Origin of the sequence: Psychrobacillus sp. FSL H8-0483 (assembly GCF_038637725.1) — a bacterium.
Taxonomy (GTDB): Bacteria; Bacillota; Bacilli; order Bacillales_A; family Planococcaceae; genus Psychrobacillus.
In genome coordinates this window covers 2,587,635-2,613,713 of the sequence record NZ_CP152052.1, presented here as the reverse complement: position 1 = coordinate 2,613,713, position 26,079 = coordinate 2,587,635, and the positions used below count along the sequence as shown (strand labels likewise).

The following is a 26,079-nucleotide window of genomic DNA, read 5'->3' as shown; positions in this document are numbered from 1 at the left end:
TGTCCATTGATGAAGCATCGTTATTTACCAATGACTGAACAAGATCAAAAGGAAATGTTAGATGTAATTGGCATTTCCACTATTGATGAACTGTTTGCAGACATTCCGGAGAAAGTACGTTTTAAAGGTGAGTATAATATTAATCCAGCTAAAGCGGAATCAGCATTATTAAAAGAATTATCTGCACTTGCGAGTAAAAATGCAGATAGCAAACAATACGCCTCCTTTTTAGGTGCTGGAGTTTATGATCACTTTAAGCCAATCATCGTTGATCACGTGATCTCTCGTTCAGAATTTTACACGGCGTATACTCCTTATCAACCAGAAATTTCACAAGGGGAGCTACAAGCTATATTTGAATTCCAAACAATGATTTGTGAATTAACTGGAATGGAGCTTGCTAACTCATCTATGTATGACGGTGGGACTGCACTTGCAGAAGCAGGTAACTTAGCAGCAGGTCATACTCGCAGAAAAAAATTAGTTGTTTCGGAAGCTGTTCATCCTGAATATATTGACGTTGTTAAAATGTATGCCAAAGGTCAAAACGTGGAAGTAGTTACTGTTCCAACGAAAGATGGAGTAACTGATTTAGCGATTTTAGAAGGATTAGTAGATGAAGAAACAGCTGCTGTTTTAGTACAGTATCCAAACTTCTTTGGACAAATTGAAGATTTAGCTAAAATAGAACAACTGACGCATGCTCAAAAAGCGCTATTTGTTGTTTCTGCTAACCCACTTGCATTAGGTGCACTAACACCTCCTGGTAAATTTGGAGCAGATATTACAGTTGGAGATGCTCAGCCATTTGGAATTTCTGAAGCATTTGGTGGTCCACACTGTGGTTTCTTTGCAGTATCTTCTAAATTAATGCGTAAAGTTCCTGGTCGTCTAGTTGGTGAAACAACAGATGAAGAAGGTCGTCGTGGATTTGTATTAACTTTACAAGCTCGTGAACAACATATTCGTCGTGACAAAGCTACTTCAAATATTTGTTCGAACCAAGCGTTAAACGCACTAGCGGCTTCTGTTGCAATGACAGCACTTGGTAAAAAAGGTGTAAAAGAAATCGCGATTCAAAATATCACGAAGACACATTATGCAAAACAAGCGTTTGAAAAAGCTGGATTTGAAGTTCCTTTCCAAGGAGCTCATTTCAATGAAATCGTCGTAAAAGTGAACGGTGCAGTTGCAGATGCAAACAAAGTACTTCTTGAAAAAGGAATTATCGGTGGTTTCGATCTAGGTAGAGTAAATGCAGACCTTAAAAATCATGTGTTAATTGCTGTTACAGAACAACGTACAAAAGAAGAAATAGATGCACTCGTGCAAGAAATGGGGGCTCTTTATGCATAAGGATAATCAACCACTAATTTTTGAAATTACGAAAGAAGGCCGTGTTGGGTATAACTTACCTGAACTGGATGTGCCAGAAGTAGATCTAGCTACTCTATTACCACAAGGTATGCTTCGCGAAGAAGAAGCAGAATTACCGGAAGTATCTGAGCTTGATATTATGCGTCACTATACAGCTTTATCTAACCGTAACCACGGGGTAGATTCAGGATTTTATCCACTTGGATCTTGTACGATGAAGTACAATCCAAAAATAAACGAATCAGTTGCTCGTTTCCCTGGATTTGCTAACATTCACCCGCTACAAGATGAGTCTTCTGTACAAGGTGCAATGGAATTAATGTATGAATTGCAACAATCTTTAGTAGAAATTACTGGTATGGATGAAGTAACGCTTCAACCAGCTGCTGGAGCACATGGTGAATGGACAGCGCTTATGATGATCCGTGCATTCCATGAAGCAAATGGCGATACGCACCGTACAAAAGTAATTGTTCCTGACTCTGCTCATGGTACAAATCCTGCATCAGCGACTGTCGCAGGTTTTGAAACTATTACGGTTAAATCAGATGAAAATGGTTTAGTAGATTTAGAAGACTTACGTCGTGTTGCTGGTCCTGATACAGCTGCTCTAATGCTGACTAATCCAAATACATTAGGTTTATTTGAAGAAAGCATTTTAGAATTAGCAGAAATCATCCACGGTGTTGGAGGTAAGCTTTATTATGATGGAGCTAACTTAAACGCTGTAATGTCTAAGGCACGTCCTGGAGACATGGGCTTTGACTGTGTTCACTTAAACTTGCATAAGACATTTACAGGTCCTCACGGCGGTGGTGGTCCAGGTTCTGGTCCAGTTGGAGTTAAAGCTGACCTAATTCCGTTCTTACCAAGTCCAGTACTTGTTAAAGAAGATGACAAATATACGTTCGAATACAATCGTCCACAAACGATTGGTCGCGTAAAACCATTCTACGGAAACTTTGGAATTAATGTTCGTGCTTACACATACATTCGTTCAATGGGTCCAGATGGTCTAAAAGCAGTTACCGAGTATGCAGTATTAAATGCAAACTATATGATGAGACGTTTAGAAGCGTATTACGATCTGCCATACAATCGTCATTGTAAGCATGAGTTCGTTCTAAGTGGTCGTCGTCAAAAGAAATTAGGCGTTCGTACACTTGATATAGCAAAACGTCTTCTTGATTTCGGATACCATCCACCAACAATCTACTTCCCATTGAATGTAGAGGAAGGTATGATGATCGAACCAACCGAAACAGAATCTAAAGAAACATTAGACGCTTTCTGTGATGCGATGATTCAAATTGCAAAAGAGGTAGAAGAAAACCCAGAAATCGTTCAACATGCACCACACACAACGGTTATTAATCGATTAGACGAGACAAAAGCTGCGCGTAAACCAGTATTACGTTACACAAAAGCATAAAGTAAAAAGCGCGATCCTAATATGGATCGCGCTTTTTTATATCGTAGAAATCCAAAAGTAATGATTATGTTGAAAAAATTAACAAATTTGAAACTTTCCTAACAATTTACCGTATAAAAAGGATAGTGAAGTTGACTAGGGAGCAAGTGGGGGAAGAGCGTGAAAAGTTCAGCTGAATTAACACGCACGCTAATTTAGGGGAATCATAGAGTTATTTTTAGAGTACTTACTTTTCAACATATGCTGTTGAAGAAAGGGTGGTAGAACATCTTTTGGGTTAAGATTTTTTTAAGCTGTTTAATATTAGCTAGTATTTTTATTTTAGATAGGTTTGTCAAAAAGAAATATCATTTACCAAAGAAGCTTAAGTATACGAAACGATTTAACTCTGACCAGGTGATCGTGGAGGGAGTTCTTTTGTTTATTGCTCTTGTCGGGATACTATTTGCAAGTATCTCAGAATTGGAAAATGGGATATATCGTCCGCTAAATCCCATTCCTTTAGGAATATGGCTATTTCTTTTTATGTCTGTTTTGTATGCTTACAGAGGATATATGGTAAAAAAGCATGCCAAACACTCAAAAGAATATTATGTACATTTTGCATTTGCAATATGGCTCCCTTTTGCTGCACTTATTTTGGAACTGTTATTTAAACTATGACAAGAAACGAGAAGCATACGCTCGAACTTCTCATAAAAACGACAAATTTACTACTCTGTTTATCTTAATACCATAGGAGGAAGGTGACTAATATAACAACCTCCTTTTTAAAAGGGTAGGAAGCATCTTTTCACTCATTATTCAAAAAGATCTTAACCTTATTCGTACTGTTGAATGAGGCGACGGACAGGCAAACGCCATAAGATTACCGAGAAAAGAGAGGCTGGTCGTGACGTTAGTCACGACCAGCCTCTCTAAAAAATCAATCGGTAGTGATATAGCAATAAGTCTGTTCAAAGATCTCCGAAAACGATACAAGACAGGTTTTGTACTTAGAGGGCGCTTGCGCTTTTCTTACTTTTTAAAATCCAATAGAATGCTCATCTTTATCCCATTCATTCTTGATTGATCGCTTATTCTGCTTGAGTAGTTCCTCGATACGTTTTTCGTAGGCTAGCTTTCCGTCGTAATGCCAATTCAAAGCAACAGACATATAGAGCTCATTTAACTGTGACATAGAAAGACCTTTTGTACGTTTGGCCATATCGACAAGTTGTTCGTCTGTAAAAATTTGCTTGATATCCAATTTGTGTAAATAGCTTTCTCGAACTTTTTCAGAAGGGGAAGGTATTTCATAGGCCCGATCAAATCGGCCAGCACGATTAATAAGCGCAGGATCGATTTTCTGAGGGTAATTAGTTGTACCGATGATAAATAATCCTTCTCTTGATTGAGCGCCGTCTAGCGTGTTTAAAAAGACAGAACGAGTGTATTCTGGCATTGAATCAATATCCTCGATTACTAATATGGCAGGTGCTAATCTCGTGACAATTCCAAACACTTCTTGTACAGAATGACTGCCAGTGAATTCGGTAATTTGCCAATACACAACAGGAGCTTTTGTTGAGCCTGTTATGGATTTAACTAAAGTAGTTTTTCCATTGCCAGGTGACCCGTATAGTAAAATACCACGTTTATATGGGAGACCATACTCTTTAAAAAAATGTCCCTCTTCCTTAAAAAATTCATCAATGGAACGGAAAATATCCTGTTTAATACTTTCGTCTAGTAATACATCTTCTCTATTTACCGATGCTTGTTCCCCATATTTTCTACGTTGTACTCCATGTTCAGTATCAACCAAATACGTAACGGATTGCATTAGTAATTGACGCATCTTTTCATTAATTTCTTTCAGAAAAGCAAGAGCGGTTTCGGTAGAAGTTGCAAAAAAATGATATTCTGGCCAAGTGTTACCACCAGAATAATTAAAGACAAGTGTCATAGCTACATCATATTCTGGAAAAAAGATGAGATTATTATCGAACGTTTCCACAATCTCTAATTTGCTTTCAATCGACAATTGTGATTTACTTGTTATTTTGCCCTGAGTTTTCGTTTCGAATATGGACGCTAATACTTCATACGTTATGAGATGGTTCTCCATCATTTCTAATAAATTACTATCCAGTTGCAAAATGGACTCTCCAATATCGATAGCTTGCCAATTGCCGAGACGACGTTCTTTTAAGAAATTAATAGCTCGTTTAGAGACAATTGCGTAGTCTTCATAGTTCGGATGGGAATGTCTGAAATCTTCATTGTGGGAAAATAAAATATGCTTGTGCATGCAGTACCTCCAAAAGTGGGATGATTCAATAAGAAAAGCGCAAGGCGATAGGAGACTAGTACTAACTAAGTACGGAAGAAGTTTAAACTTTCTTCTCTAACAAAAAAGGTTCCTCTGAAATAGAAGAACCTTATGTATTATTTGGATTTAATCTTGCCAGTCCAACCGCGGAAACCGCCTTGAAGCTGGTGAATTTGTGTATAGCCTTTTTTCTTTAAAAACATTGCTGCACGAGCACTTCGAGCACTGCTTTGACAATATAAATAAACTGGTTTGTCTGGGCGAATTTCTTTGTAACGCTGACGAAGTTGAGAGGATGGAATGTTTCTAGCTCCTAAAATATGTCCTCCATCAAATTCTTTTGGTTCTCTTACATCGATTAATTGCGCTTTACGATAGCCTTCGATGAATTGTTCTTGCGTAAGGTTAGTTACGGCTTTCTTCAGTCGGAATGCAGAAATACCTGCATAGACTAAAAAGATGACTAGTACTGCGATGATTATATACAGAAAATCTAACACGGTCTTTCCCCTTTCTATGTTTACATATTCATTATAAAAGATTTGCTAGATACAATACAATCTATTTGATAAAATGAATAGCATTGTGAGGGGGAGTTTTGATGGAAAAGACAAAATGGTATTTTATTAATTCAGGTGCTTGTAGTCCATCTTATAACATGGCACTGGATGAAGCGTTGCTAGATTGGCATAGTGAAGGGCTTATTCCGCCAGTAGTTCGATTTTATGAATGGAATCCTGCAACTTTATCCATTGGTTATTTTCAATCCGTTGAAAAAGAAATTGATATGGAAGCAGTAGAGCGTTTAGGGTTAGGATTTGTTAGAAGACCTACTGGTGGAAGAGGCGTACTCCACGAACATGAGCTAACGTATAGTGTAATTGTTTCGGAGAGTTATCCAGATATGCCAGCCACAGTGACAGAAGCATATCGTGTTATTAGTGAAGGCATATTATTAGGTTTTCAGAATCTTGGATTAGAAGCTTACTTCTCTATACCAAATACGGTAGAAAAAAAGCAGGATTTAAAAAAACCGAGGACCGCTGTTTGTTTTGATACACCAAGTTGGTATGAGCTTGTTGTAGAAGGTAAAAAAGTAGCGGGTAGTGCACAAACAAGACAAAAAGGTGTCATATTACAACATGGTGCAATTCTATTAGATCTAGATGAAGAAAAACTTATTCAAACATTTAAATTTTCTTCGGATGAACTGAGAAAAAGAGTAAAAAATAGCTTATCGCAAAAAGCTGTTGCCATCAACAAATTAATACAAAAACCGGTAACGGTCGACGAATGCAAAGTAGCATTTAAAAAAGGATTTGAAGATGCATTACAAATAGATTTAGTTGAATTTACGTTAACGGAGGAACAAGAAAACTACGTTAAAGACCTTGAAAACAGGCGTTATGCAAATGATGAGTGGAACTATAAAAAATAATTTTTTTTTTTTGGTAAATTAGTCCATTGACTACTGATACATATAGGTTTTCATCAGATCGGGTCATTTGCAAAATAACACAACATATAGTATCGTTTGTAAATGAAATTATACTATATATAGTGTTGAAAATTATAAATTAAAGGGAGGCAATATGATGGTATTAGCATCTCAGAATAAAAATGCAACCATTAACATTGAACAGTTAAACAAAGACATTGAATTATTTCCACAAGTACACCCAATTACAGAAGATATGAAATTAACACACAAAGGTGTTTCCCGATTAGTTATGATTGACCGTTATTCATTTAAAGATACGGAAAAGAAAACGCTAAAAGCAGGAGATTTTGTCGTTTTGACGGTAAAAGCAGATCCTAAATTTCCTGCACGTGGGTTAGGTCATATTGTATCGATTGATCATTCGACAAAAACTGCCGAAGTATTAATCGAAGAAGACTACCGTAGTGCAATCGATGACAATGACGAGTTACAGTCAGGTATTGTGAAACGTTCACTTAATATTATTGAAAAACCGCTTGAAGTGTTTTATGAACAAATTGCGAAACGTAATGCCACGGGTCTTGCTTCTGTGGAAAAAACAGAGGAAAAGCGAAAAGAATGGTTTGAAAAGTTTTATCAACAATTAGTTACATTAAAATTCATTCCTGCTGGACGAGTACTTTATGGAGCAGGAACTGGAACAGATGTAACATACTTTAACTGTTATGTGATGCCATTTGTTGCTGATTCTCGTGAAGGAATTAGTGATCATCGTAAACAAGTGATGGAAATTATGAGTCGTGGTGGTGGAGTTGGAACAAACGGTTCGACCCTACGTCCACGAAACACTCTTGCTCGTGGAGTAAACGGAAAATCTTCCGGATCTGTTTCTTGGTTAGATGATATAGCTAAATTGACACATCTTGTGGAACAAGGTGGATCACGCAGGGGAGCACAAATGATTATGTTAGCCGACTGGCACCCTGATATTGCAGAATTCATCATTTCTAAGATGCAAAATCCGCGAATTCTACGTTTCTTGATTGAAAACACAAATGATGAAACGATTAAACAATTAGCGAAGGACAAGCTAAAATTCAAACCGTTAACAAACCAGGAAGAAGCAATGTACCAAGGTATTGTAAACTACAAAGCGATTCCTGGCTTAGGTGGCTTTAACGATGAAATAATTCGTGATGCAGAAACAAAACTGCGTGATGGGGGAACTTATTCGGTTCATAATCCTGAATTTTTAACTGGTGCGAATATTTCAGTAACACTGACAGACGATTTCATGAAAGCAGTGGAGGAAGATGCAGACTTTGCATTACGTTTCCCTGCAACTGAATCTTACACTCCAGAGCAAATGGATTATTATAACAAACATTGGCATGAAATCGGAGATGTTCGTGAATGGGAACAAATGGGCTATCCAGTAAGAACATATCGCACAATGAGAGCGAAAGAGCTTTGGAATCTAATCAATGTGTGTGCTACTTACTCTGCAGAACCAGGTATTTTCTTCATAGACAATGCGAATGAAAAAACAAATGCTCGAGCATATGGACAAAAAGTAGTAGCGACAAATCCTTGTGGGGAGCAACCACTTGCACCGTATTCGGTTTGTAATTTAGCCGCTGTCAATTTAGCTCAATTTGCAAATAAAGAAACAAAAACAGTTAACTTGGAAGCATTAAAAGAAACGGTAAGCGTTGGTGTACGTATGCAAGATAACGTAATTGATGCTACTCCGTATTTCTTAGAGGAAAATAAAGTACAAGCCTTAGGAGAAAGACGTGTAGGACTAGGTGTTATGGGGCTTGCAGATCTTTTAATTTATTGTGAAAAGGAATATGGCTCGGAAGAAGGTAATGTATTAGTCGATGAGGTCTTTAAAACGATCGCTATTGCTGCGTACGAAACATCTGCTGAGTTAGCAAAAGAACGTGGAAGCTTCCCATTCTTAATAGGCGAGTCAGAAGACGAAACGAATCGACTTCGTAAAGCCTTTACGGAAACAGGCTTTATGGAATCAATGCCAGAAGAAATTAGAGCAACCATTTTAGAGAATGGTATTCGAAACTCTCATCTATTAACAGTTGCTCCAACCGGTTCAACTGGAACAATGGTAGGTGTTTCAACAGGTCTAGAACCCTACTATTCTTTCACTTATTATAGAAGTGGACGTTTAGGTAAATTTATCGAAGTAAAAGCAGATATTGTACAAGAATACTTACATGCAAATAATAATGCAGATGAACAGAATTTACCAGAATGGTTTGTTACTGCAATGGAGTTAGCGCCTGAAGCCCATGCAGATGTCCAATGTATTATTCAACGCTGGATTGATAGTTCTATCTCCAAAACAGTAAATGCTCCACGAGGATATACTGTGGAACAAGTAGAAGGGGTATATGAGCGTTTATACCGCGGTGGTGCAAAAGGCGGTACGGTTTACGTTGATGGCAGCCGTGATTCTCAAGTTCTTACACTGAAAGCGGAAGAAAATACGCTGGATGATCAAGAACAAGCACAAGAAGAAAAAGTATTTGAAAAACGACCGATTGTATTAATTGATACTATTCAAGACTTACGTTCTACGAATGTAACCATTGGATCAGAAGTAGGGGACACTTGCCCGGTTTGCCGTAAAGGAACGGTAGAAGAAATGGGTGGATGTAACACATGTACAAACTGTAACGCGCAATTAAAATGCGGACTATAATTATTAACTAAAAGAAACACACGCTGAGTAATAGTTTTTCAGCGTGTGTTTTTATTTACTTTTTTATTGTTTAATAATTTTCTTCTAAACACAAACTAAGTGAAAAAGGAGACTTGATTTATTTATGAAAACTTTATCTATTAGTACTAGTTTGGTTGCGTCTCTGGGAACGCTGATTATGCTGAAAATGTTATCGTACTTTCATTTTATAAAATGGAATCCGATTGGTTTTTCGCATACATTTGAGATGTTTAGTAAAAGTAATGTGTCCGTTAAATGGGGAGTTTTATTTCTATTTACTTGGGCTGTCTGTATTGCTTTGTATTATATTAGCATTTTATTCATAAAAGTTCCGGTGTCGATTACTAGCCTCGTATTAGGATTACTAATAGCATTTGCTTTAGAATGGATTATTTTAGATGCAGATTCAATTGAAAAGACGATTAAAAAACTATCCGTACCTTTTATATGTATTGTTATTATATTCGTTCGATTTTTAATGGAATCAGCCATCTTTCATGCACAGGATACTCCATTAAGTAAATGAAAATTTACCGTCCTCGTTTCCTATGCTAAAATAACAGATAGATGTTATTTAGAAAATGAGATGAGGGCTAAAGATGAAACTTGAAAAGTTACGTGCTGCATTAGAAGAACGAGGTGTTGACGCATTACTAATTACGAATGGACATAGTAGACGTTACATGACCGGATTTACTGGTACTGCAGGTGTTGCGATTGTCTCTAAACAGGATGCTGTATTCATCACTGATTTCCGTTATACAGAACAAGCAGCAAGTCAAATTAAAGACTTCCGTATTGTACAACATACGAAAACATTAATCGAAGAAGTGGCAAATCAAGTGAGTGAGTTAGGTATCCATTCTCTTGGTTTTGAAAAAGATGATGTGGCTTACAGTAGTTTTGAAATGTACAAACAAGCAATTTCAGCTGATTTAGTACCACTTTCTGGGTTAGTAGAAAAAATTCGCTTGATTAAGACCGAAGAAGAGATTAGTATAATAAAGGCAGCTTGTCGTATTGCGGATGAAGCATACGAGCATATTGTTACATACATAAAACCAGGAATGACAGAGCTTCAAGTGTCCAATGAGCTAGAATTTTTCATGCGTAAGCGTGGTGCAACTTCTTCTTCTTTTGATACAATCGTTGCTTCAGGTATTCGTTCTGCACTTCCACATGGAGTTGCGACGGATAAAGTAATTGAAGAAGGCGATTTTGTTACATTAGACTTTGGAGCTGTATACAATGGATACATTTCCGATACAACTCGTACTGTAGCAGTTGGAGAGCCGACCGAACTATTAAAAGAGATTTATCAGGTTGTTTTGGATGCCCAACTACTTGCTTTAGAAAAAGTAAAACCAGGTATGACTGGGAAAGAAGCGGACGCTATCGCACGCGATTATATTGCATCAAAAGGATACGGTGAAGCATTTGGACATTCTTTAGGACATGGCATTGGTCTAGAAGTGCATGAAGGTCCTGGGTTATCTTTCCGTTCGGATGTTGTACTAGAACCAGGTATGGTTATTACGATTGAGCCTGGTATTTACTTGCCAAATATTGGCGGTGTTCGAATCGAAGATGATGCACTTGTAACTGAAAATGGTTTAGAAAAGCTAACACATTCCACAAAAGAATTATTAATACTAGCTTAAATTTGGAGGGAAAAGAATGATTTCAGTAAATGATTTTAAAACAGGATTAACAATTTTAGTAGATGGAGTACTTTACCGAGTACTTGATTTCCAACATGTAAAACCAGGTAAAGGTGCCGCTTTTGTGCGTTCAAAACTAAGAAACCTACGTAATGGTTCTGTAAACGAAAAAACATTCCGTGCAGGTGAAAAAGTAGAAAAAGCACAAATCGATAACCGTAAAATGCAATATTTATATGCTAGTGGGGATCAACATGTGTTCATGGATACTGATTCATACGAGCAAATCGAATTAAGCGAAACACAACTTGAGTACGAATTAAAATTCTTACGTGAAAACATGGAAATTCAAGTAATTCAGTTCCAAGGGGAAACGCTTGGAGTAGAATTACCAAAATCAGTTGAACTAGAAGTAACAGAAACAGAACCAGGTATTAAAGGTGATACTTCTGGTGGTGGTTCTAAAACGGCAACGCTTGAAACTGGCGTAGTTGTTACTGTTCCACTTTTCATCAACGTTGGAGATAAATTAATCATCAACACGGATGAGGGTTCATACGTTTCAAGAGCATAATTTTTAAGACTATGGCAAAATGCTGACCATGAGGTTAAATGACACAAATATATATATACAAAAAGAGTCTCGCTTTTGCGAGGCTCTTTTTCATATTTTCTTCTAATCTTTCATATACTAATTGTATGGAAGGGGGAGGCATTGTGGAACTTCACGATGTACTTCGAGTTGCGGGTATAGGCTTATTAATAGCTATTCTTCACTTGTTTTTTGAGTCAACTGGTAAGAAAGAATTCGCGTTTTTCTTGTTTTTTGTTGGGTATATCTACATGACAATCGAGTTATTACGTTTATTAAAACTATTCTTTTATGAGATTTCGTCATTTTTAGAATGGCTTCTTATGACGAGCTAACAAATGGTTGTATATGTAACGATTATTCTCGCATTTTGTTTATTGCAGCTAGTAAAAGAAACGTATCCTCGGTTACATTCCATTATCTATACCATTTATATCTTTCTATTTCTAACTTATCTAGTGACATCCATCGTTATTCCTTTTGTTACACAGTATATTTCGATCGTACCAGAAGCCCTTCTACCCGTATTTAAACTTCTCCTTTTTTCGGTAATCTTACTTTTTATATCTCAAATTGTGGAAGAACTTCTTTTAGACTATGAATATACAAGCCTAGCTATCATCATTACATTTACAACAAAAGCAATCTTACTCTTTGTTTGGCTCCAACACATGAAGAAGTTTTATGAAAAGTTTTTATCGATAATGGGATTACTCTCTTGAAGGAATGAACTAGGATGGAAGAAATAATTTCAACTGTATTGCAGCCAGTGAAAGAAGTTATACAAACATTTACGTATATCCTCCTGTTTGGTTTTATTTTTGTTTGCTTAGAGTGGTTTATTCCGAGTAGCAAAAGACTCTTTAAATTATTATTTATCATGATTATTTGTTTTTACTGTTTAGAGCCCGCTTTTCGAACAGTAGGTATGATTCAAGCACTAACCAATCAGTTAGTTCATCTTTTTTTAGGTGTGTACCCTCTGCTTACGGCAGGTATAGCTATCTCAGGTGGCGCATTATTAGTAACTTCTTGGAACCCAGCGGTAATGTTATTTGCGACCTTTACGTCCATTTTGGCAGAAAGGGTATTAATACCAGCATTACTAGCAGCGTTTATTTTTGATTTAATAACGAGAATTCATCCAGCCACATCGTTTTCTAAGATGTCGGATCTAATTCGAATGACGTTAGTGGGATCAACATCCATCATTCTTGTCCTGTATAGTTTCTTTATGACTGTGAATGGTGTCATCACATGGACTGTAAGTGGAGCAGTCAATGAAACGGTCAAACGCTTAATCCAAAATAATATACCCTTTGTCGGGTCGTTATTGACAGAAAGTATAAGTACGATGAAAAACTATTCATCCTCTGCATCTGTAGTTACTGGTAATGCCGTATTGTTTTCTGTATTAGTGTTAGTATCTATTCCAACGATTCAAACGATCTTAATTGCTTTCTTGTATCGATTGCTAGGTGCTATTTTAGAACCTTTTATAGATGGACAAATTAGTGGACTGTTAGATGATATTGGAAAGACACTATTTGTCTTATCTATTATTTCAGTGTTAATCGCGTTTGCATTTTTCTTCACAATCATATTAACCATGCTTTTTGCAAAACTACTTATAAGTGTGAAAGGATAACTACAGTCGTTTCAACCCTTTTATATGGTATTTTACTCATAGTTGTCGTCGGTGAGATTCTCTCCATTCTATTAGAGCATATGGATAAGGAACGTACAGGCTTTCTTGTGAAAATTTCGATTATATTTTGGATTATGTCCTTTCTCTTCATATAAATAGGTTGTCTTGCATAAAGTATGTTATCCATTATGAAAAGAAGGGTGAAGTACAATTCCATTTAAACAAAAGCCCACTTTTCGTTTTGTTGTAATTAGTATAGCTGTTCTAATCATCAGTCTACTTTTTTCAGAAGTAATTGGTCGGAATGATAGTGATAATGCGAATATAGTTCAACCAGTTTCCCAATCTCCAGAAGAACTTTCTACAATTCTGGAAAAAATAAGTGGAGTTGGTAGAGTCGCAGTTTATTTTCATTACGAAGCGAACGCTGAAAAATCATCGGAAAGTGACGTATCATTTTTCCAATGGACAAGTGACAGTGGGAAGGACAAAGAGGAACTGATTGGAATACTAGTAGTTGCGGAAGGAGCGAGCGATAAACGTATACAAAATAACTTAATAAAGACCCTGTCATCTGTTTTACAAATATCTCCGCATCGAATTGTAATAGAAGAAATGGAATTGGAGGATAAATGATATGAATAGAAAACGATCCGTTTGGTTTTTAACATTACTAAGCTTAGTAGCAGTAGTTACAGTATTTTATATGTCGGAACGACCATCACCGTTTGATGGAATCCAGCTTTTTTCTGATGATACATTAGATGAGGTAGGATTAGTAGAAACTTCGTCAAATGAACAATCATTTCTTTCTAGTAGCAATGCTTTTGAAGAAATGAGGATGGAAGTACAAGAGAAACGAAGTCAACTTCGTGAACAACTCACAACTAAAGTAGGGAATAACGATCTTACAGCAGAAGAAAAAGATCAAGCTTACAGCGAAATAGAAGAGTTAGTAAATGTTGATTCTGCTGAAGCGATGCTAGAGTTAATCATTAAATCATTAGGTTATGATGATGCGTTCGTTCGCATTGAGGATAACAATGTATTAATAGATGTGGTTTCAAATGAATCGTCTCCAAAAAAAGCCTCTGATATTATTTACAATGTAAAACGAGAGTGGCCACAAGCTTATAAAGTAGAAGTAAAATTTGACGGACAATAACATAAGAAAAGTGCCTCGGAGGCACTTTTTTTGTTTGCATAAAAAAAGTAAAGAATTTTTAATGCTTAGGAACTTGAAAAATGCAAAAATATACCGGTTTTAGGGAAATTTCATAAGAATTAATTGTTTCCTATTTCAAAATAGGCTGAAAACGTCTAGAATGGGTAGAGTAGTATTAATAATGTATTCAAAGGGAGATAGGTTATATGAAAATCCAAGAAATTAGAGAAATTATTAAATTAATCGATCAGTCTACACTAGATGAATTTTTATATGAATCAGAAGGTACTAAAATTAAATTAAAAAAGAATGATAAAGGTTCTGTACTAACTTCTGGACAAACATTTGAAAGTTCTTCCGTAGTTGTGGAACAACCAAAAGAAGTAGAAGCTAACTTACAACCTGTAATCGAAACACCAAAAGAAAAAGTGGAAGAAATTAAAGCACCTGTTTTGGAAGACAGCAATCTGCATAAAATCACTTCTCCAATGGTTGGAACTTTTTATAAATCTTCTTCGCCAGATTCAGAGGCATATGTACAAGTTGGTTCGAAAATTTCTTCCGAATCGATTGTTTGTATCGTAGAAGCGATGAAACTATTTAACGAAATCGAAGCGGAAGTGAACGGTGAGATTGTAGAAATTCTTGTAAAAGACGGACAATTAGTTGAATACGGTCAACCTCTGTTCCTCGTAAAAAACTAAGAAAGGAGCAAGGATGATGAAAAAAGTACTAATTGCCAATCGTGGTGAAATTGCAGTTCGTATCATTCGTGCATGTAAAGAATTGGACATCGAAACGGTTGCTGTCTATTCAGAAGCAGATCGTGATGCACTACATGTTCAAATTGCGGACGAAGCTTATTGTATCGGTCCTAGATTATCAAAGGATTCCTATTTAAATTTCTCTAATATTATTAGTGTTGCTAAACTTACTGGCTGTGACGGGATCCACCCAGGTTACGGATTTTTAGCAGAAAATGCAGAGTTTGCGGAGCTATGTGAAGAATGCGATATTACATTTATCGGTCCAACTTCACAAGCTATTCGAAGTATGGGAATTAAAGATGTTGCGAAAGAAACCATGCAAAAAGCTGGTGTTCCAACAGTTCCAGGTTCGAAAGGAATCGTGGAAACAGAAGAAGATGCATTAAAAGTGGCAAAAGAAATCGGATTCCCTGTGATTATTAAAGCTACTGCTGGTGGTGGAGGTAAAGGGATCCGTGTTGCAAAAGACGAAGAAGATTTGATAAAAGGAATTAAAATTACACAAAAAGAAGCAGCAGCAGCATTTGGTAACCCAGGTGTGTACTTAGAAAAATATATCGAAGTATTTCGTCATGTAGAGATTCAAGTTCTTGCAGATGCGCATGGGAATGCGGTTCACCTTGGCGAACGTGATTGTTCTATTCAACGTCGCATGCAAAAACTTGTAGAAGAAGCGCCGTCTCCAGCATTATCAGAAGAACTTCGTGCCGAAATGGGAGAAGCAGCTGTGAAGGCTGCCCTTGCTGTTGGTTATCGCAGTGCTGGTACAGTAGAATTTATTTTCGATCACATCAATCAAAAATTCTATTTCATGGAAATGAATACGCGTATTCAAGTAGAACACCCTGTAACAGAAATGATTACGGGAATTGACTTAATTAAGCAAATGCTGAAAGTGGCAGCGGGAGAAAAATTACCTTTCAAACAAAAAGATATTAAACTTAAAGGATGGGCAATTGAATGTCGTATTAACGCAGAAAATCCTGCTAAAAACTTCATGCCTTCTCCAGGTCTAGTTGAATTTTACTTACCACCAGGAGGACTTGGCGTTCGCGTAGATTCTGCTGTTTATCCAGGCTATTCTATTCCGCCATTCTATGATTCGATGGTAGCGAAGCTTATTACGTATGGTGAAACGCGAGAAGAAGCAATTGCGAAAATGAAACGTGCTCTTAGCGAATTCGCCATCCAAGGTGTAGAGACAACAATTGGTTTCCATGAAAAGCTCATGAATCATGAAGTGTTTGTATCTGGAGATTTTGATACGAAGTTTTTAGAGAAATACGATGTAATGAATTCATAAAAAGGAGTGTTCTATATGACAGAAACAACCGAACAAAAATTTGTTCAAATGACTCCTGAAGGAAAAGAATACTTAGGAACAATTGAAATCGCTCCTGAGGTAATAACAGTAATTGCAGGTATTGCTACTAATGAGGTGGAAGGAATCGCAGGAACACGCGGTAACTTTGCTGCAGGAGTTGTAGAACGATTAGGAAAAAAAGTGCATGGAAAAGGGATTAAAACTGAGATTACGAATGATGGATTGTTCATCGACGTATATTGCGTAGTGAAATACGGCGCTTCAGTACCTGCCGTTGCAAAAGAAGTACAATCTCAAATTCGCCAAGCAATTGAAAATATGACAAGCTTAACACCTAAGGAAGTAAATGTGCATATTATGGGCGTACAATTTGATACTGCAGAATAAATGATAAAGAGCCTTCCATGGGATGGCTCTTTTTCTTATTTTCTTCTTTCTAATAACCACTGTACAAAAAAATATGCTATTATTGTGTAGATAGTTACATTTAAAGGAGAACTAAATAATGAAACGAAGAGAAGCGAGAGAATTAGCACTACAAGCACTATTTCAGTTAGACAATCACGAAATTACGATAGAAGAAGCAATTGGACATGTTACGGATGAACAAGACTCGTTTTTAACTCAATTAGTAACTGGAACAATTGAGCATAAAGAGCAAATCGATTCTACCCTAACAGATAAGCTTGAAAACTGGTCACTTTCTCGATTACCAAAAATCGAACGAACAGTTCTTCGTATAGCTGTATACGAATTATTATATACAGAAGAGACACCTGCTAAAGTAGTTATTAATGAAGCTTTAGAAATTTGCAAAGTGTTCGGAGATGAGAAATCTAGCCGATTTGTAAATGGTGTATTATCTAAATATACAGAGCAATAGAATAACGTAAGTTTAAGGAGCGTTTTTAATGACTAATCATAAAATTGATGGCAAACTTATAGCAGGTCAAGTAACAGATAAAGTAAAAGAACGTGTAGAAAGCCTAAAAGCAAAAGGGGTAACACCTGGATTAGCAGTAATTTTGGTAGGAAGTAATCCCGCTTCCCAAACATACGTAAACAACAAGACGAAAACATGTGAAAGACTTGGCATGTATTCTACCATGGTCGAATTAGAAGAAACTATTTCAGAAGATGAACTACTTAAAAACGTAGAGGCCCTAAACCATGATGAAAAAATTCATGGGATTTTAGTTCAATTACCTTTACCAAAACAAATCGACGAAGATCGAGTGATTGCAGCTATTTCTCCACTAAAAGATGTAGATGGTTTTCATCCGGAAAGCGTTGGCAAAATGATGATCGGTCAACAAACCTTCCTTCCATGTACACCATTTGGCATCATGAAACTTTTAGAATACAGCGATGTAGATGTAGCGGGGAAACATGCTGTAATTATTGGAAGAAGCAATATTGTTGGGAAACCAATGGGACAACTATTACTACAAAAAGATGCTACGGTAACGTATTGTCATTCAAGAACGAAAGATTTACATGCATTCACAAAACAAGCTGATATTTTAGTTGTAGCAACTGGTCGAGCAAAAATGATAGACGCTAGTTATATTAAAGAGGGCGCAGTAGTGATTGATGTAGGGATCAATCGCGATGAGAATAATAAGCTTTGTGGCGATGTTGATTTTGCATCTGCGCAAGAAGTTGCTTCTAAAATAACTCCAGTACCTGGTGGAGTAGGTCCTATGACAATTGCTATGCTAATGGAAAATACATGCCTAGCAGCCGAAAATACATTAAGTAACTAATTAAGAGCTGTTCTTCAGAAAACCAGCTAAGGTTGAAGACAAAATCTAAATTCGGAGGTTTCGCCTCAGACTGTCTTGAAAACGCTTGTCTAGGTAGGCAACCTTATGTTCCTCGCATCCTTGAGACAACGGTTGCAAATCTTTATCTGCGACGAGCTTGCGTAGAAGCACTGAGGCGGAAGCGAATAGAGCTAAAGTTCAAGAGCTTACAACGATGTGTAAGTAACGAAGAATGAAAGCGTTTGTCAACAGTCTGAGCTGTTCTAGAGAAGAACAGCTTTTAACTTGTCACCAGTCTGAGGAGTTGTTTTTGTGTCTTCACATACATACTTAACTGTAAAAGCACTAACTAAATACATAAAAAGAAAATTTGATGCGGATACGCATTTGCGGGATGTGTACGTGAAAGGAGAGCTTTCGAACGTGAAAGTTCATTCTAGCGGACACATTTATTTCACGTTAAAAGACGATGCAGCACGCGTCACCTCTGTCATGTTTGCAATGAATGCAAAAACGTTAAAATTCACTCCAGAAAGCGGTATGAATGTACTTGTACGAGGAGATATTAACGTGTTTGAAGCAGCTGGACAATACCAGCTATATGCTGCAAGCATGCAACCAGATGGTATTGGAGAACTTTTCTTAGCATTTGAACAACTAAAAAAGAAGTTAGAGCAAGAAGGATTATTCCATCCAGCCCGAAAAAAACCGATTCCAACTTTTCCTAAGAAAATTGGGGTTGTTACTTCTAAAACGGGAGCAGCAATCCGTGATATCTTAACTACTTTAGAACGACGATATCCTATTAGTGAAGTAGTCGTATTTCCTAGTATTGTGCAAGGTCCACAAGCTGCACCTTCCATTGTAAAATCCATTGAACAAGCAAATGGATTTGGAGATATTGATGTACTAATTGTAGGCCGAGGTGGAGGTTCCATTGAGGATTTGTGGGCATTCAATGAAGAGATAGTGGCACGTGCAATTGCCAATAGCCATGTACCAATCATCAGTGCCGTTGGTCATGAAACAGATACAACGATCGCCGATTTTGTATCTGACTTAAGGGCACCAACGCCAACTGCAGCAGCAGAAATGGCTGTCCCAAGCAAAGAAAATCTGATGAAAAATATTTTATCCTATCAGTCTGCTAGCTTACACTTCGTATCCAAAAAACTTGCGGATGAAAAAAATAGATACAAACGAGCAATAGAATCTCCCGTAATGGCAACTCCGGAAAAGTTATATCGTCCTTTTATAGAAAGATATGTCCGAGCGGAACAACAATTACAAAGAGAAACGAGCCGTCTATATCGAGAAAAAGGCCGTCATTTTGCTCAATTACAAAATAGATTCATTCAACTGTCACCACAAAAAGTAATTGATCAACATCATAAATCAGTACATTCGATTACGAATCAATTAAACCAAGTAGTACTCTCCACTTTTGAAAAGCATCGTCAACAATTTATAGGATCTTTACGCACATTAGAAGCTTTAAATCCATTAAAAATAATGGACCGCGGATATAACATTACCTACAAAGACGATAAGCTAGTAAAATCGGTAGATGATGTACAACAAGGAGATTCTATATTTGTCACACTTTCAGATGGTCGTATCGAAGCGATTGTTCAACAAGTTGAAATGAAAGAGAGAGGAGATTAACTGTTATGACTAAAAAAGAAATTCCATTCGATGAAGCTATGCTGCAACTGGAGAGTATCGTTCGTCAACTAGAACAAGGGGATGTACCGCTAGAAAATGCAATTGAACTTTACCAAAAAGGGATGGAGCTCTCCAAACTGTGTAGCGACAAATTACAAAGCGCAGAAAAACAACTTGTCTCTTTCATGGGTGAAAATAAAGAAGAGGCTGGCCAGGCGAATGAGTAATGTATTGCAAGCTTTTATCCAAACTAATCAACCCCTTGTAGAACATAAATTAGATATACTAATTAAAGAAATTAAAGCTCCTAAAGAATTAAAAGAAGCAATGTCATATTCACTTCAAGCTGGCGGAAAGAGAATAAGACCACTTTATACATTAGCAGTACTTGAGGAACTGAACATAACAAACAAAGATGCAATAATAGTAGCTAGTACGGTTGAAATGATTCATACGTATTCTCTGATTCATGATGATCTACCAGCAATGGATAATGATGATCTGCGAAGAGGAAAACCTACCAATCATATTGTATTTGGGGAAGCGCTTGCTATATTAGCTGGAGATGCACTCGTTACGCTTGCTTTTGGAATCATCGCACGACTTCAACATCTTACAGCAGAACAAAAAGTACAATTGATGGACCAACTCAGTTTTGCAGCGGGTGCTGAAGGAATGGTTGGAGGGCAAGTGTTAGACATGTTAGGTGAGGGTAAATCATTAACTTTGGATCAATTAGAAGAAGTTCATGTAAATAAAACCGGCGCACTTCTTTCCTTTAGTATTCTAGCTGGTGGCATTATTGCAAATGCATCCGAGGAAGTGATGGATGCCCTTAAGAAGTATGCATTCCACATTGGATTAGCCTTTCAAATACAAGATGATATATTAGATATAGAAGGCACCTCTGAACAATTGGGCAAAACGGCTGGAAAAGATGTATTAAGTGAAAAAAATACATACCCATCTATTCTAACCTTAGATGGGGCGAGAGAGCAGCTACAAAAACAATATAATTTAGCAATTATTGCTTTAGAAAAAGTAAATCTTCATAAAGGGCTACTTTTAGAGATTGCTAATTATATTACAAAAAGATCGAACTAATAGCGTATAATTTTGTTTTACGCTTAGTTATTGATATGATATTAACTAGTCGTATAATAGGAAATCTAAAAGAAGGTGTGTGATGGCAATGGATTTAACTTCAATTTCTAGCCCATCCTTTTTAAAAAGTTTAGATAATGAACAATTAAAGGAACTAAGTGAAGATATTCGATCGTTTTTAATAGAGAAGCTATCCGTTACAGGAGGTCATATTGGACCCAATCTTGGTGTTGTTGAACTGACAATTGCACTGCATAAGTCTTTTAATAGCCCAGATGATAAGTTTCTTTGGGATGTTGGGCATCAAGCGTATGTGCATAAAATTTTAACTGGGCGAGCGGATCAATTTGATACGTTACGTCAATTTAAAGGACTTTGCGGATTCCCAAAAAGAATTGAAAGCGAACATGATGTATGGGAAGCAGGGCATAGCTCTACCTCTCTCTCCGCAGCTATGGGTATGGCAAAAGCAAGAGACTTGCAAAAGAAAAAGAACTTCGTAATACCAATTATTGGTGACGGAGCGCTGACTGGTGGTATGGCATTAGAAGCGTTAAACCATATTGGTCATGAGAAAACAGATATGATCGTTATTTTAAATGATAACGAAATGTCTATTGCTCCGAACGTAGGGGCTTTGCACAATGTATTAGGTAAATTACGTACACATGGTACGTACAATAAAGCAAAAGATGAATTAGAGTATTTATTAAAGAAAATTCCTGCAGTTGGCGGTAAACTTGCTGGTACTGCAGAGCGAGTAAAAGATAGCTTGAAGTATTTACTCGTTTCAGGTGTGTTTTTTGAAGAAATGGGCTTCACTTACTTAGGGCCTATTGATGGCCATAGCCTGGAAGATTTAGAAGAAAATCTGCAATATGCGAAGAAAATGAAAGGTCCTGTCCTTCTTCACGTCATTACGAAAAAAGGAAAAGGGTACAAACCAGCTGAACAAGACAAAATTGGTACTTGGCATGGAACGGGTCCATATAAAATGGAAACTGGAGCTTTTGTTAAATCATCGACTCAAGCACCATCATGGAGCGGGCTTGTTGCTGAAACAGCGCGAAAACTTGCTCGCACAGATGAACGTATTGTCGCAATTACTCCAGCTATGCCGGTAGGTTCTAAATTAGAAGGGTTCGCTACTGAATTCCCTGACCGAATGTTTGATGTAGGAATTGCTGAGCAACACGCTACAACTATGGCTGCTGGTATGGCTGCAGACGGAATGAAACCATTTCTAGTGATCTATTCGACTTTCCTTCAACGTGCGTATGATCAAGTTCTACATGACATTTGCCGTCAAAACTTAAATGTTGTAATTGGTATAGACCGCTCTGGATTAGTAGGAGCAGATGGTGAAACACATCAAGGAGTTTTCGATATATCGTTTTTACGTCATATGCCGAATATGGTCATCATGATGCCAAAAGATGAAAACGAAGGGCAGCACATGGTGAAAACGGCATTTGATTATTCAGATGGACCAATTGCACTTCGTTACCCAAGAGGAAACGGACTAGGTGTGCCAATGGATGAGGAGTTGCGAACAATTCCTATTGGATCATGGGAAGTATTGAAAGAAGGCACTCAAGCTGCAATCTTAACATTTGGTACAACAATCCCAATGGCCATGAAGGCTGCAGAACAATTGGAACAAATGAATATTTCTGTAGAAATAATTAATGCTCGTTTTATTAAACCACTTGATGAGACAATGCTTCGAGATATACAAGCGCGTAATATTCCAATCATTACGGTTGAAGAAAGTGCTTTACAAGGCGGTTTTGGAAGTGCAGTATTAGAATTCTATAATGAGCATAACCTACAGGCAAATGTGAAACGAATAGGAATACCAGATATCTTTATTGAACATGGAGATGTTAACCAGCTATTAGAAGAAATAAATATTACAACAGAAGACATTGTAAAGCTTGTAGAAACTACAGTAAGTGATACTCAAAGGTATATTTCATCATGACAAAAATACCGAAAGAACGAGTAGACATACTGTTAGTGGAACAAGGTTTATTCGAAACAAGAGAAAAAGCGAAGCGAGCTATTATGGCTGGGCTTATATATAAAAAAGAAGAACGTGTAGATAAGCCAGGAGAGAAAATAGAAGTTGATTCTATCTTGACTGTGAAGGGCCAAGTGTTGAAATATGTAAGTCGTGGTGGACTAAAGCTTGAAAAAGCAATAGAACAATTTGATCTCACTATTCAAGACAAGATTATGTTAGATATTGGCTCTTCTACAGGCGGCTTTACGGACTGCGGTTTACAAAATGGAGTTAAGCATGCATACGCATTAGATGTAGGAAGTAACCAACTAGCTTGGAAAATTCGTCAAGATCCTCGTGTAACAGTGATGGAGAAAACAAATTTTAGATATTCTACACCTGCTGATTTTGCGGAAGGATTACCTTCGTTTACTTCTATTGATGTATCCTTTATTTCCTTAAAACTTATTTTTCCTACATTAAAAACTATTTTAGTTCCAAATGGTGACGTGATCGCGCTAGTAAAGCCACAGTTTGAAGCAGGAAAAGATCGAGTTGGGAAAAAAGGGGTAGTAAGGGACTCAGCAGTACATATAGACGTTTTAAATGAAATTGCGAACTTTGCGGAAAGTCAAAACTTCCAAGTGAAAAATGCTTCCTACTCACCAATTACCGGTGGAGAAGGAAATATTGAATTTTTATTTCATTTAATTAGCGTAAATGCAGAAGAGGTAACTCCGCATGGAATTGATTTTACCAAACTCGTCAACGAAGCGCATAATTCCCTAAAATAACTTGCGGCTCATTTAAGAGCCGCATTTTTCTTGTGACTTTTAAGTCGAAATGCTAATGTATAGAGTAAATAGAATAAATATACAATGAGGTGACTAATTTGAATAAAGGCCAGCGACACATTCGCATTCGTGATATTATTGCAAATTATGAAATTGAAACACAAGATGATTTAGTTGACCATTTAAAAAATGCAGGATATAACGTAACACAAGCAACCGTATCTAGAGATATAAAAGAGTTACATTTAGTGAAAGTACCACTCCCAAATGGCAATTACAAATATAGTTTACCTGCAGACCAACGTTTTAATCCAGTACAAAAACTACATCGTGCTTTAACAGATGCCTTTGTTAGCATCGATGGATCAAGTCATTTCTTAGTAATGAAAACTTTACCTGGTAACGCACATGCAATTGGTTCGTTAATCGACTATTTGGATTGGACAGAAATACTTGGGACGATTTGCGGAGATGATACATGTTTAATATTATGTAGAGAAGAAAAAGACAGTGAAATAGTGAAAAATCGCTTATTAGAGATGCTTTAAAAAGAGGTGAAGGCTATTGTTAAAGGAATTATCCATTAAAAATTTTGCCATTATTGATGAACTCACAGTGAGCTTTGAAGAGGGACTTACTGTGTTAACTGGAGAGACAGGCGCAGGGAAATCCATTATTATTGATGCTGTTCACTTATTATGCGGTGGAAGAGGCTCTCAGGAATTTATCCGTCATGGAGCTAAAAAAGCGGAACTAGAAGGCTTATTTATCATTACCAATCCCAGCCATAGTGTCTTTAAAAAAATGACAGACGTTGGAATTGACATTGACGAAGATACAATTATTTTAAGAAGAGACATTAATGATTCTGGCAAAAGCGTTTGTCGAGTGAACGGGAAACTTGTCACTATAGGAATTTTGAGAGAAATTGGCGCATCCTTAATAGATATTCACGGTCAACATGAAAGCCAAGAACTAATGGATGACAAGGCACATATTTATCTACTGGATCAATTTGCAGGTGAAGAGCTAAAAGTTGTGAAAGAGGCGTATAAAGAGCTATTTGCAAAATATAAAAAGTGGAAAAAAGAGCTTGCTATATTAACAGAAAATGAGCAACAAATCGCCCATAAAATTGATTTATTTACGTTCCAAGTAGAAGAAATTCAAGAAGCCCAATTAAGGATTGGGGAAGAAGACCAGCTCCTGGAAGAAAAAAAGAAGCTACTAAACTTCCACAAAGTTTTCGACAAAATGAGCAGTGCATATGAAGCTATCCTAGCAGAATCTAGAGGACTGGATTATATAGGAACAGCGATGGCAGATTTACGGGATATTTCAGATGTTGATAAAAATATGCATGAGCTAAGCGAAAATGTATCTTCGGCATTTTATATGCTACAAGATGCTGCATATCAATTAAAAAATGAATTGGACGAAATGGAATACGATAGTAATCAATTGCTAGTTGTAGAGGACCGACTCGCGCTCATTCAAACGCTGAAAAGAAAATATGGGGCTTCGATTGAAGAGATTTTACAATATCAAGAGAAAGTTCAACATAGCCTCGATCAGTTAGTTAATCGTGATGAACAAATACAAAGGATGACTGAAAAAATTCGTCAGATTGAAATTGATCTAGAGTTAGAGGCTAACGACTTAACGGACAAGCGTAAAATTGCTGCAAATCTATTAAGTGAAGCGATTATGGAGCAACTGCAAGAGCTCTATATGGAAAAAGCTACATTCTCAGTCATGTTTCATGAGTCATTGAAATCAGCTTATAATGAAAATGGATTAGATGAATTATCTTTTTATATTTCAACTAATGTTGGGGAGCCGCCTAAAGCGCTCACAAAAATTGCATCTGGTGGGGAATTGTCTCGAATGATGCTAGCACTTAAAAGTATATTCTCTAAGCACCAAGGAATTACTTCTATCATATTTGATGAGGTTGACACAGGAGTTAGTGGACGCGTGGCTCAAGCAATAGCTGAAAAAATTGCAGCGATTGCTACTAACTCACAAGTATTATGTATTTCCCATTTGTCACAAGTTGCGGCGATGGCCGATCAGCATTTAATGATTAAAAAAGAGGTAGCGGGAAATCGAACATTTACGATGCTCGAAGAGGTAACTGATGAAAAACGAGCAGAGGAACTAAGTCGTATGATGTCTGGTGCAGAAATAACAAGTACCACCTTACAGCATTCAAAAGAATTGCTTAAATTAGCCAAAAATCGAAAAAAAGTTTTACGAAATGCGTGAAGACCTTATT

At 37.0% G+C, this 26,079-nt stretch carries 26 protein-coding genes; 24 read left to right on the top strand and 2 right to left on the bottom strand.

Annotated elements, in window-relative coordinates:
- Window positions 1-9: 9 nt before the first annotated feature.
- From gcvPA to MHB48_RS12460, 3 genes are all read left to right on the top strand, one after another.
- Window positions 10-1,356 (top strand): aminomethyl-transferring glycine dehydrogenase subunit GcvPA, encoded by a 1,347-nt coding sequence (gene gcvPA / locus MHB48_RS12470; RefSeq protein WP_342601376.1) that lies wholly within the window; start codon window positions 10-12, stop codon window positions 1,354-1,356.
- On the top strand, window positions 1,349-2,809 hold the full coding sequence (gene gcvPB / locus MHB48_RS12465; protein ID WP_342598379.1) for an aminomethyl-transferring glycine dehydrogenase subunit GcvPB: 1,461 nt from the start codon (window positions 1,349-1,351) through the stop codon (window positions 2,807-2,809). Before gcvPA ends, gcvPB begins: the two co-directional genes overlap by 8 nt.
- A 267-nt stretch (window positions 2,810-3,076) precedes the next feature.
- Window positions 3,077-3,472 (top strand): DUF4181 domain-containing protein, encoded by a 396-nt coding sequence (locus MHB48_RS12460; RefSeq protein WP_342601375.1) that lies wholly within the window; start codon window positions 3,077-3,079, stop codon window positions 3,470-3,472.
- Between the two features lie 361 nt (window positions 3,473-3,833).
- Here MHB48_RS12460 and MHB48_RS12455 read toward each other — a convergent pair whose 3' ends face one another.
- The gene (locus MHB48_RS12455; RefSeq protein ID WP_342598378.1) at window positions 3,834-5,102 is read right to left on the bottom strand and encodes an ATP-binding protein; all 1,269 of its coding nucleotides are present in this window, start codon (window positions 5,100-5,102) and stop codon (window positions 3,834-3,836) included.
- Window positions 5,103-5,239: 137 nt separating this feature from the next.
- Entirely contained in the window at window positions 5,240-5,623 is a 384-nt protein-coding gene (locus MHB48_RS12450) for a rhodanese-like domain-containing protein (protein ID WP_342598377.1), read from the bottom strand.
- Between the two features lie 101 nt (window positions 5,624-5,724).
- Between MHB48_RS12450 and MHB48_RS12445 the strand changes: the two genes are divergently transcribed.
- The 21 genes from MHB48_RS12445 (at window position 5,725) to recN (ending at window position 26,069) form a co-directional block, all read left to right on the top strand.
- Window positions 5,725-6,561: a biotin/lipoate A/B protein ligase family protein gene (locus tag MHB48_RS12445; RefSeq protein WP_342598376.1), complete on the top strand. Its 837-nt coding sequence runs from the start codon at window positions 5,725-5,727 to the stop codon at window positions 6,559-6,561.
- Window positions 6,562-6,718: 157 nt separating this feature from the next.
- Complete coding sequence (locus MHB48_RS12440) at window positions 6,719-9,289, top strand: vitamin B12-dependent ribonucleotide reductase (RefSeq protein WP_342601374.1); 2,571 nt, start codon at window positions 6,719-6,721, stop codon at window positions 9,287-9,289.
- 124 nt (window positions 9,290-9,413) lie between these two features.
- On the top strand, window positions 9,414-9,836 hold the full coding sequence (locus tag MHB48_RS12435; protein ID WP_342598375.1) for a hypothetical protein: 423 nt from the start codon (window positions 9,414-9,416) through the stop codon (window positions 9,834-9,836).
- Between the two features lie 73 nt (window positions 9,837-9,909).
- A complete protein-coding gene (locus tag MHB48_RS12430) occupies window positions 9,910-10,971 on the top strand; it encodes an aminopeptidase P family protein (RefSeq protein ID WP_342598374.1) in 1,062 nt (353 codons plus the stop codon).
- Between the two features lie 16 nt (window positions 10,972-10,987).
- A complete protein-coding gene (gene efp / locus MHB48_RS12425; protein ID WP_342598373.1) occupies window positions 10,988-11,545 on the top strand; it encodes an elongation factor P in 558 nt (185 codons plus the stop codon).
- A 143-nt stretch (window positions 11,546-11,688) separates the two neighbouring features.
- Window positions 11,689-11,898, top strand: coding sequence for a SpoIIIAC/SpoIIIAD family protein (locus tag MHB48_RS12420; RefSeq protein ID WP_342598372.1), 210 nt, complete (start codon window positions 11,689-11,691; stop codon window positions 11,896-11,898).
- Window positions 11,899-11,901: 3 nt separating this feature from the next.
- Entirely contained in the window at window positions 11,902-12,285 is a 384-nt protein-coding gene (locus tag MHB48_RS12415; protein WP_342598371.1) for a hypothetical protein, read from the top strand.
- A 14-nt stretch (window positions 12,286-12,299) separates the two neighbouring features.
- Window positions 12,300-13,211 (top strand): stage III sporulation protein AE, encoded by a 912-nt coding sequence (locus tag MHB48_RS12410; RefSeq protein WP_340921792.1) that lies wholly within the window; start codon window positions 12,300-12,302, stop codon window positions 13,209-13,211.
- 637 nt (window positions 13,212-13,848) lie between these two features.
- Window positions 13,849-14,376, top strand: a complete 528-nt coding sequence (locus MHB48_RS12405; protein WP_340921790.1) for a SpoIIIAH-like family protein — start codon at window positions 13,849-13,851, stop codon at window positions 14,374-14,376.
- 206 nt (window positions 14,377-14,582) lie between these two features.
- Window positions 14,583-15,080, top strand: coding sequence for an acetyl-CoA carboxylase biotin carboxyl carrier protein (gene accB, locus MHB48_RS12400; protein WP_342598370.1), 498 nt, complete (start codon window positions 14,583-14,585; stop codon window positions 15,078-15,080).
- Between the two features lie 13 nt (window positions 15,081-15,093).
- Window positions 15,094-16,446 carry an acetyl-CoA carboxylase biotin carboxylase subunit gene (accC, locus tag MHB48_RS12395; RefSeq protein WP_342598369.1) on the top strand — a complete coding sequence of 451 codons (1,353 nt, stop codon included), beginning with the start codon at window positions 15,094-15,096 and terminating at the stop codon, window positions 16,444-16,446.
- A gap of 15 nt (window positions 16,447-16,461) precedes the next feature.
- Window positions 16,462-16,854 (top strand): Asp23/Gls24 family envelope stress response protein, encoded by a 393-nt coding sequence (locus tag MHB48_RS12390; protein ID WP_342598368.1) that lies wholly within the window; start codon window positions 16,462-16,464, stop codon window positions 16,852-16,854.
- A gap of 118 nt (window positions 16,855-16,972) precedes the next feature.
- Window positions 16,973-17,350, top strand: a complete 378-nt coding sequence (nusB, locus tag MHB48_RS12385) for a transcription antitermination factor NusB (protein ID WP_340921782.1) — start codon at window positions 16,973-16,975, stop codon at window positions 17,348-17,350.
- 28 nt (window positions 17,351-17,378) lie between these two features.
- The gene (gene folD, locus MHB48_RS12380) at window positions 17,379-18,233 is read left to right on the top strand and encodes a bifunctional methylenetetrahydrofolate dehydrogenase/methenyltetrahydrofolate cyclohydrolase FolD (protein ID WP_342598367.1); all 855 of its coding nucleotides are present in this window, start codon (window positions 17,379-17,381) and stop codon (window positions 18,231-18,233) included.
- A 312-nt stretch (window positions 18,234-18,545) separates the two neighbouring features.
- The gene (gene xseA, locus MHB48_RS12375) at window positions 18,546-19,898 is read left to right on the top strand and encodes an exodeoxyribonuclease VII large subunit (protein ID WP_342598366.1); all 1,353 of its coding nucleotides are present in this window, start codon (window positions 18,546-18,548) and stop codon (window positions 19,896-19,898) included.
- A 5-nt stretch (window positions 19,899-19,903) separates the two neighbouring features.
- Entirely contained in the window at window positions 19,904-20,125 is a 222-nt protein-coding gene (xseB, locus tag MHB48_RS12370) for an exodeoxyribonuclease VII small subunit (RefSeq protein WP_342598365.1), read from the top strand.
- Entirely contained in the window at window positions 20,118-21,002 is an 885-nt protein-coding gene (locus MHB48_RS12365; protein WP_342598364.1) for a polyprenyl synthetase family protein, read from the top strand. The genes xseB and MHB48_RS12365 overlap by 8 nt, the downstream gene beginning before the upstream one ends.
- 88 nt (window positions 21,003-21,090) lie before the next feature.
- A complete protein-coding gene (gene dxs / locus MHB48_RS12360) occupies window positions 21,091-22,986 on the top strand; it encodes a 1-deoxy-D-xylulose-5-phosphate synthase (protein ID WP_342598363.1) in 1,896 nt (631 codons plus the stop codon).
- A complete protein-coding gene (locus MHB48_RS12355; RefSeq protein ID WP_342598362.1) occupies window positions 22,983-23,801 on the top strand; it encodes a TlyA family RNA methyltransferase in 819 nt (272 codons plus the stop codon). Before dxs ends, MHB48_RS12355 begins: the two co-directional genes overlap by 4 nt.
- Before the next feature lie 98 nt (window positions 23,802-23,899).
- Entirely contained in the window at window positions 23,900-24,349 is a 450-nt protein-coding gene (gene argR / locus MHB48_RS12350; RefSeq protein WP_342598361.1) for a transcriptional regulator ArgR, read from the top strand.
- A gap of 16 nt (window positions 24,350-24,365) precedes the next feature.
- Window positions 24,366-26,069, top strand: coding sequence for a DNA repair protein RecN (gene recN, locus MHB48_RS12345; RefSeq protein WP_342598360.1), 1,704 nt, complete (start codon window positions 24,366-24,368; stop codon window positions 26,067-26,069).
- The last annotated feature ends 10 nt before the right edge of the window (window positions 26,070-26,079 follow it).

Coding starts and splice junctions, on each gene's coding strand:
- folD (WP_342598367.1), top strand. CDS start 17,379: ATGACTAATCATAAAATTGATGGCAAACTTATAGCAGGTCAAGTAACA.
- MHB48_RS12405 (WP_340921790.1), top strand. CDS start 13,849: ATGAATAGAAAACGATCCGTTTGGTTTTTAACATTACTAAGCTTAGTA.
- MHB48_RS12390 (WP_342598368.1), top strand. CDS start 16,462: ATGACAGAAACAACCGAACAAAAATTTGTTCAAATGACTCCTGAAGGA.
- nusB (WP_340921782.1), top strand. CDS start 16,973: ATGAAACGAAGAGAAGCGAGAGAATTAGCACTACAAGCACTATTTCAG.
- MHB48_RS12440 (WP_342601374.1), top strand. CDS start 6,719: ATGGTATTAGCATCTCAGAATAAAAATGCAACCATTAACATTGAACAG.
- accB (WP_342598370.1), top strand. CDS start 14,583: ATGAAAATCCAAGAAATTAGAGAAATTATTAAATTAATCGATCAGTCT.
- gcvPA (WP_342601376.1), top strand. CDS start 10: ATGAAGCATCGTTATTTACCAATGACTGAACAAGATCAAAAGGAAATG.
- MHB48_RS12355 (WP_342598362.1), top strand. CDS start 22,983: ATGACAAAAATACCGAAAGAACGAGTAGACATACTGTTAGTGGAACAA.
- xseB (WP_342598365.1), top strand. CDS start 19,904: ATGACTAAAAAAGAAATTCCATTCGATGAAGCTATGCTGCAACTGGAG.
- MHB48_RS12410 (WP_340921792.1), top strand. CDS start 12,300: ATGGAAGAAATAATTTCAACTGTATTGCAGCCAGTGAAAGAAGTTATA.
- MHB48_RS12430 (WP_342598374.1), top strand. CDS start 9,910: ATGAAACTTGAAAAGTTACGTGCTGCATTAGAAGAACGAGGTGTTGAC.
- MHB48_RS12455 (WP_342598378.1), bottom strand. CDS start 5,102: ATGCACAAGCATATTTTATTTTCCCACAATGAAGATTTCAGACATTCC.
- MHB48_RS12435 (WP_342598375.1), top strand. CDS start 9,414: ATGAAAACTTTATCTATTAGTACTAGTTTGGTTGCGTCTCTGGGAACG.
- MHB48_RS12445 (WP_342598376.1), top strand. CDS start 5,725: ATGGAAAAGACAAAATGGTATTTTATTAATTCAGGTGCTTGTAGTCCA.
- gcvPB (WP_342598379.1), top strand. CDS start 1,349: ATGCATAAGGATAATCAACCACTAATTTTTGAAATTACGAAAGAAGGC.
- efp (WP_342598373.1), top strand. CDS start 10,988: ATGATTTCAGTAAATGATTTTAAAACAGGATTAACAATTTTAGTAGAT.
- MHB48_RS12415 (WP_342598371.1), top strand. CDS start 11,902: ATGGTTGTATATGTAACGATTATTCTCGCATTTTGTTTATTGCAGCTA.
- accC (WP_342598369.1), top strand. CDS start 15,094: ATGATGAAAAAAGTACTAATTGCCAATCGTGGTGAAATTGCAGTTCGT.
- dxs (WP_342598363.1), top strand. CDS start 21,091: ATGGATTTAACTTCAATTTCTAGCCCATCCTTTTTAAAAAGTTTAGAT.
- MHB48_RS12365 (WP_342598364.1), top strand. CDS start 20,118: ATGAGTAATGTATTGCAAGCTTTTATCCAAACTAATCAACCCCTTGTA.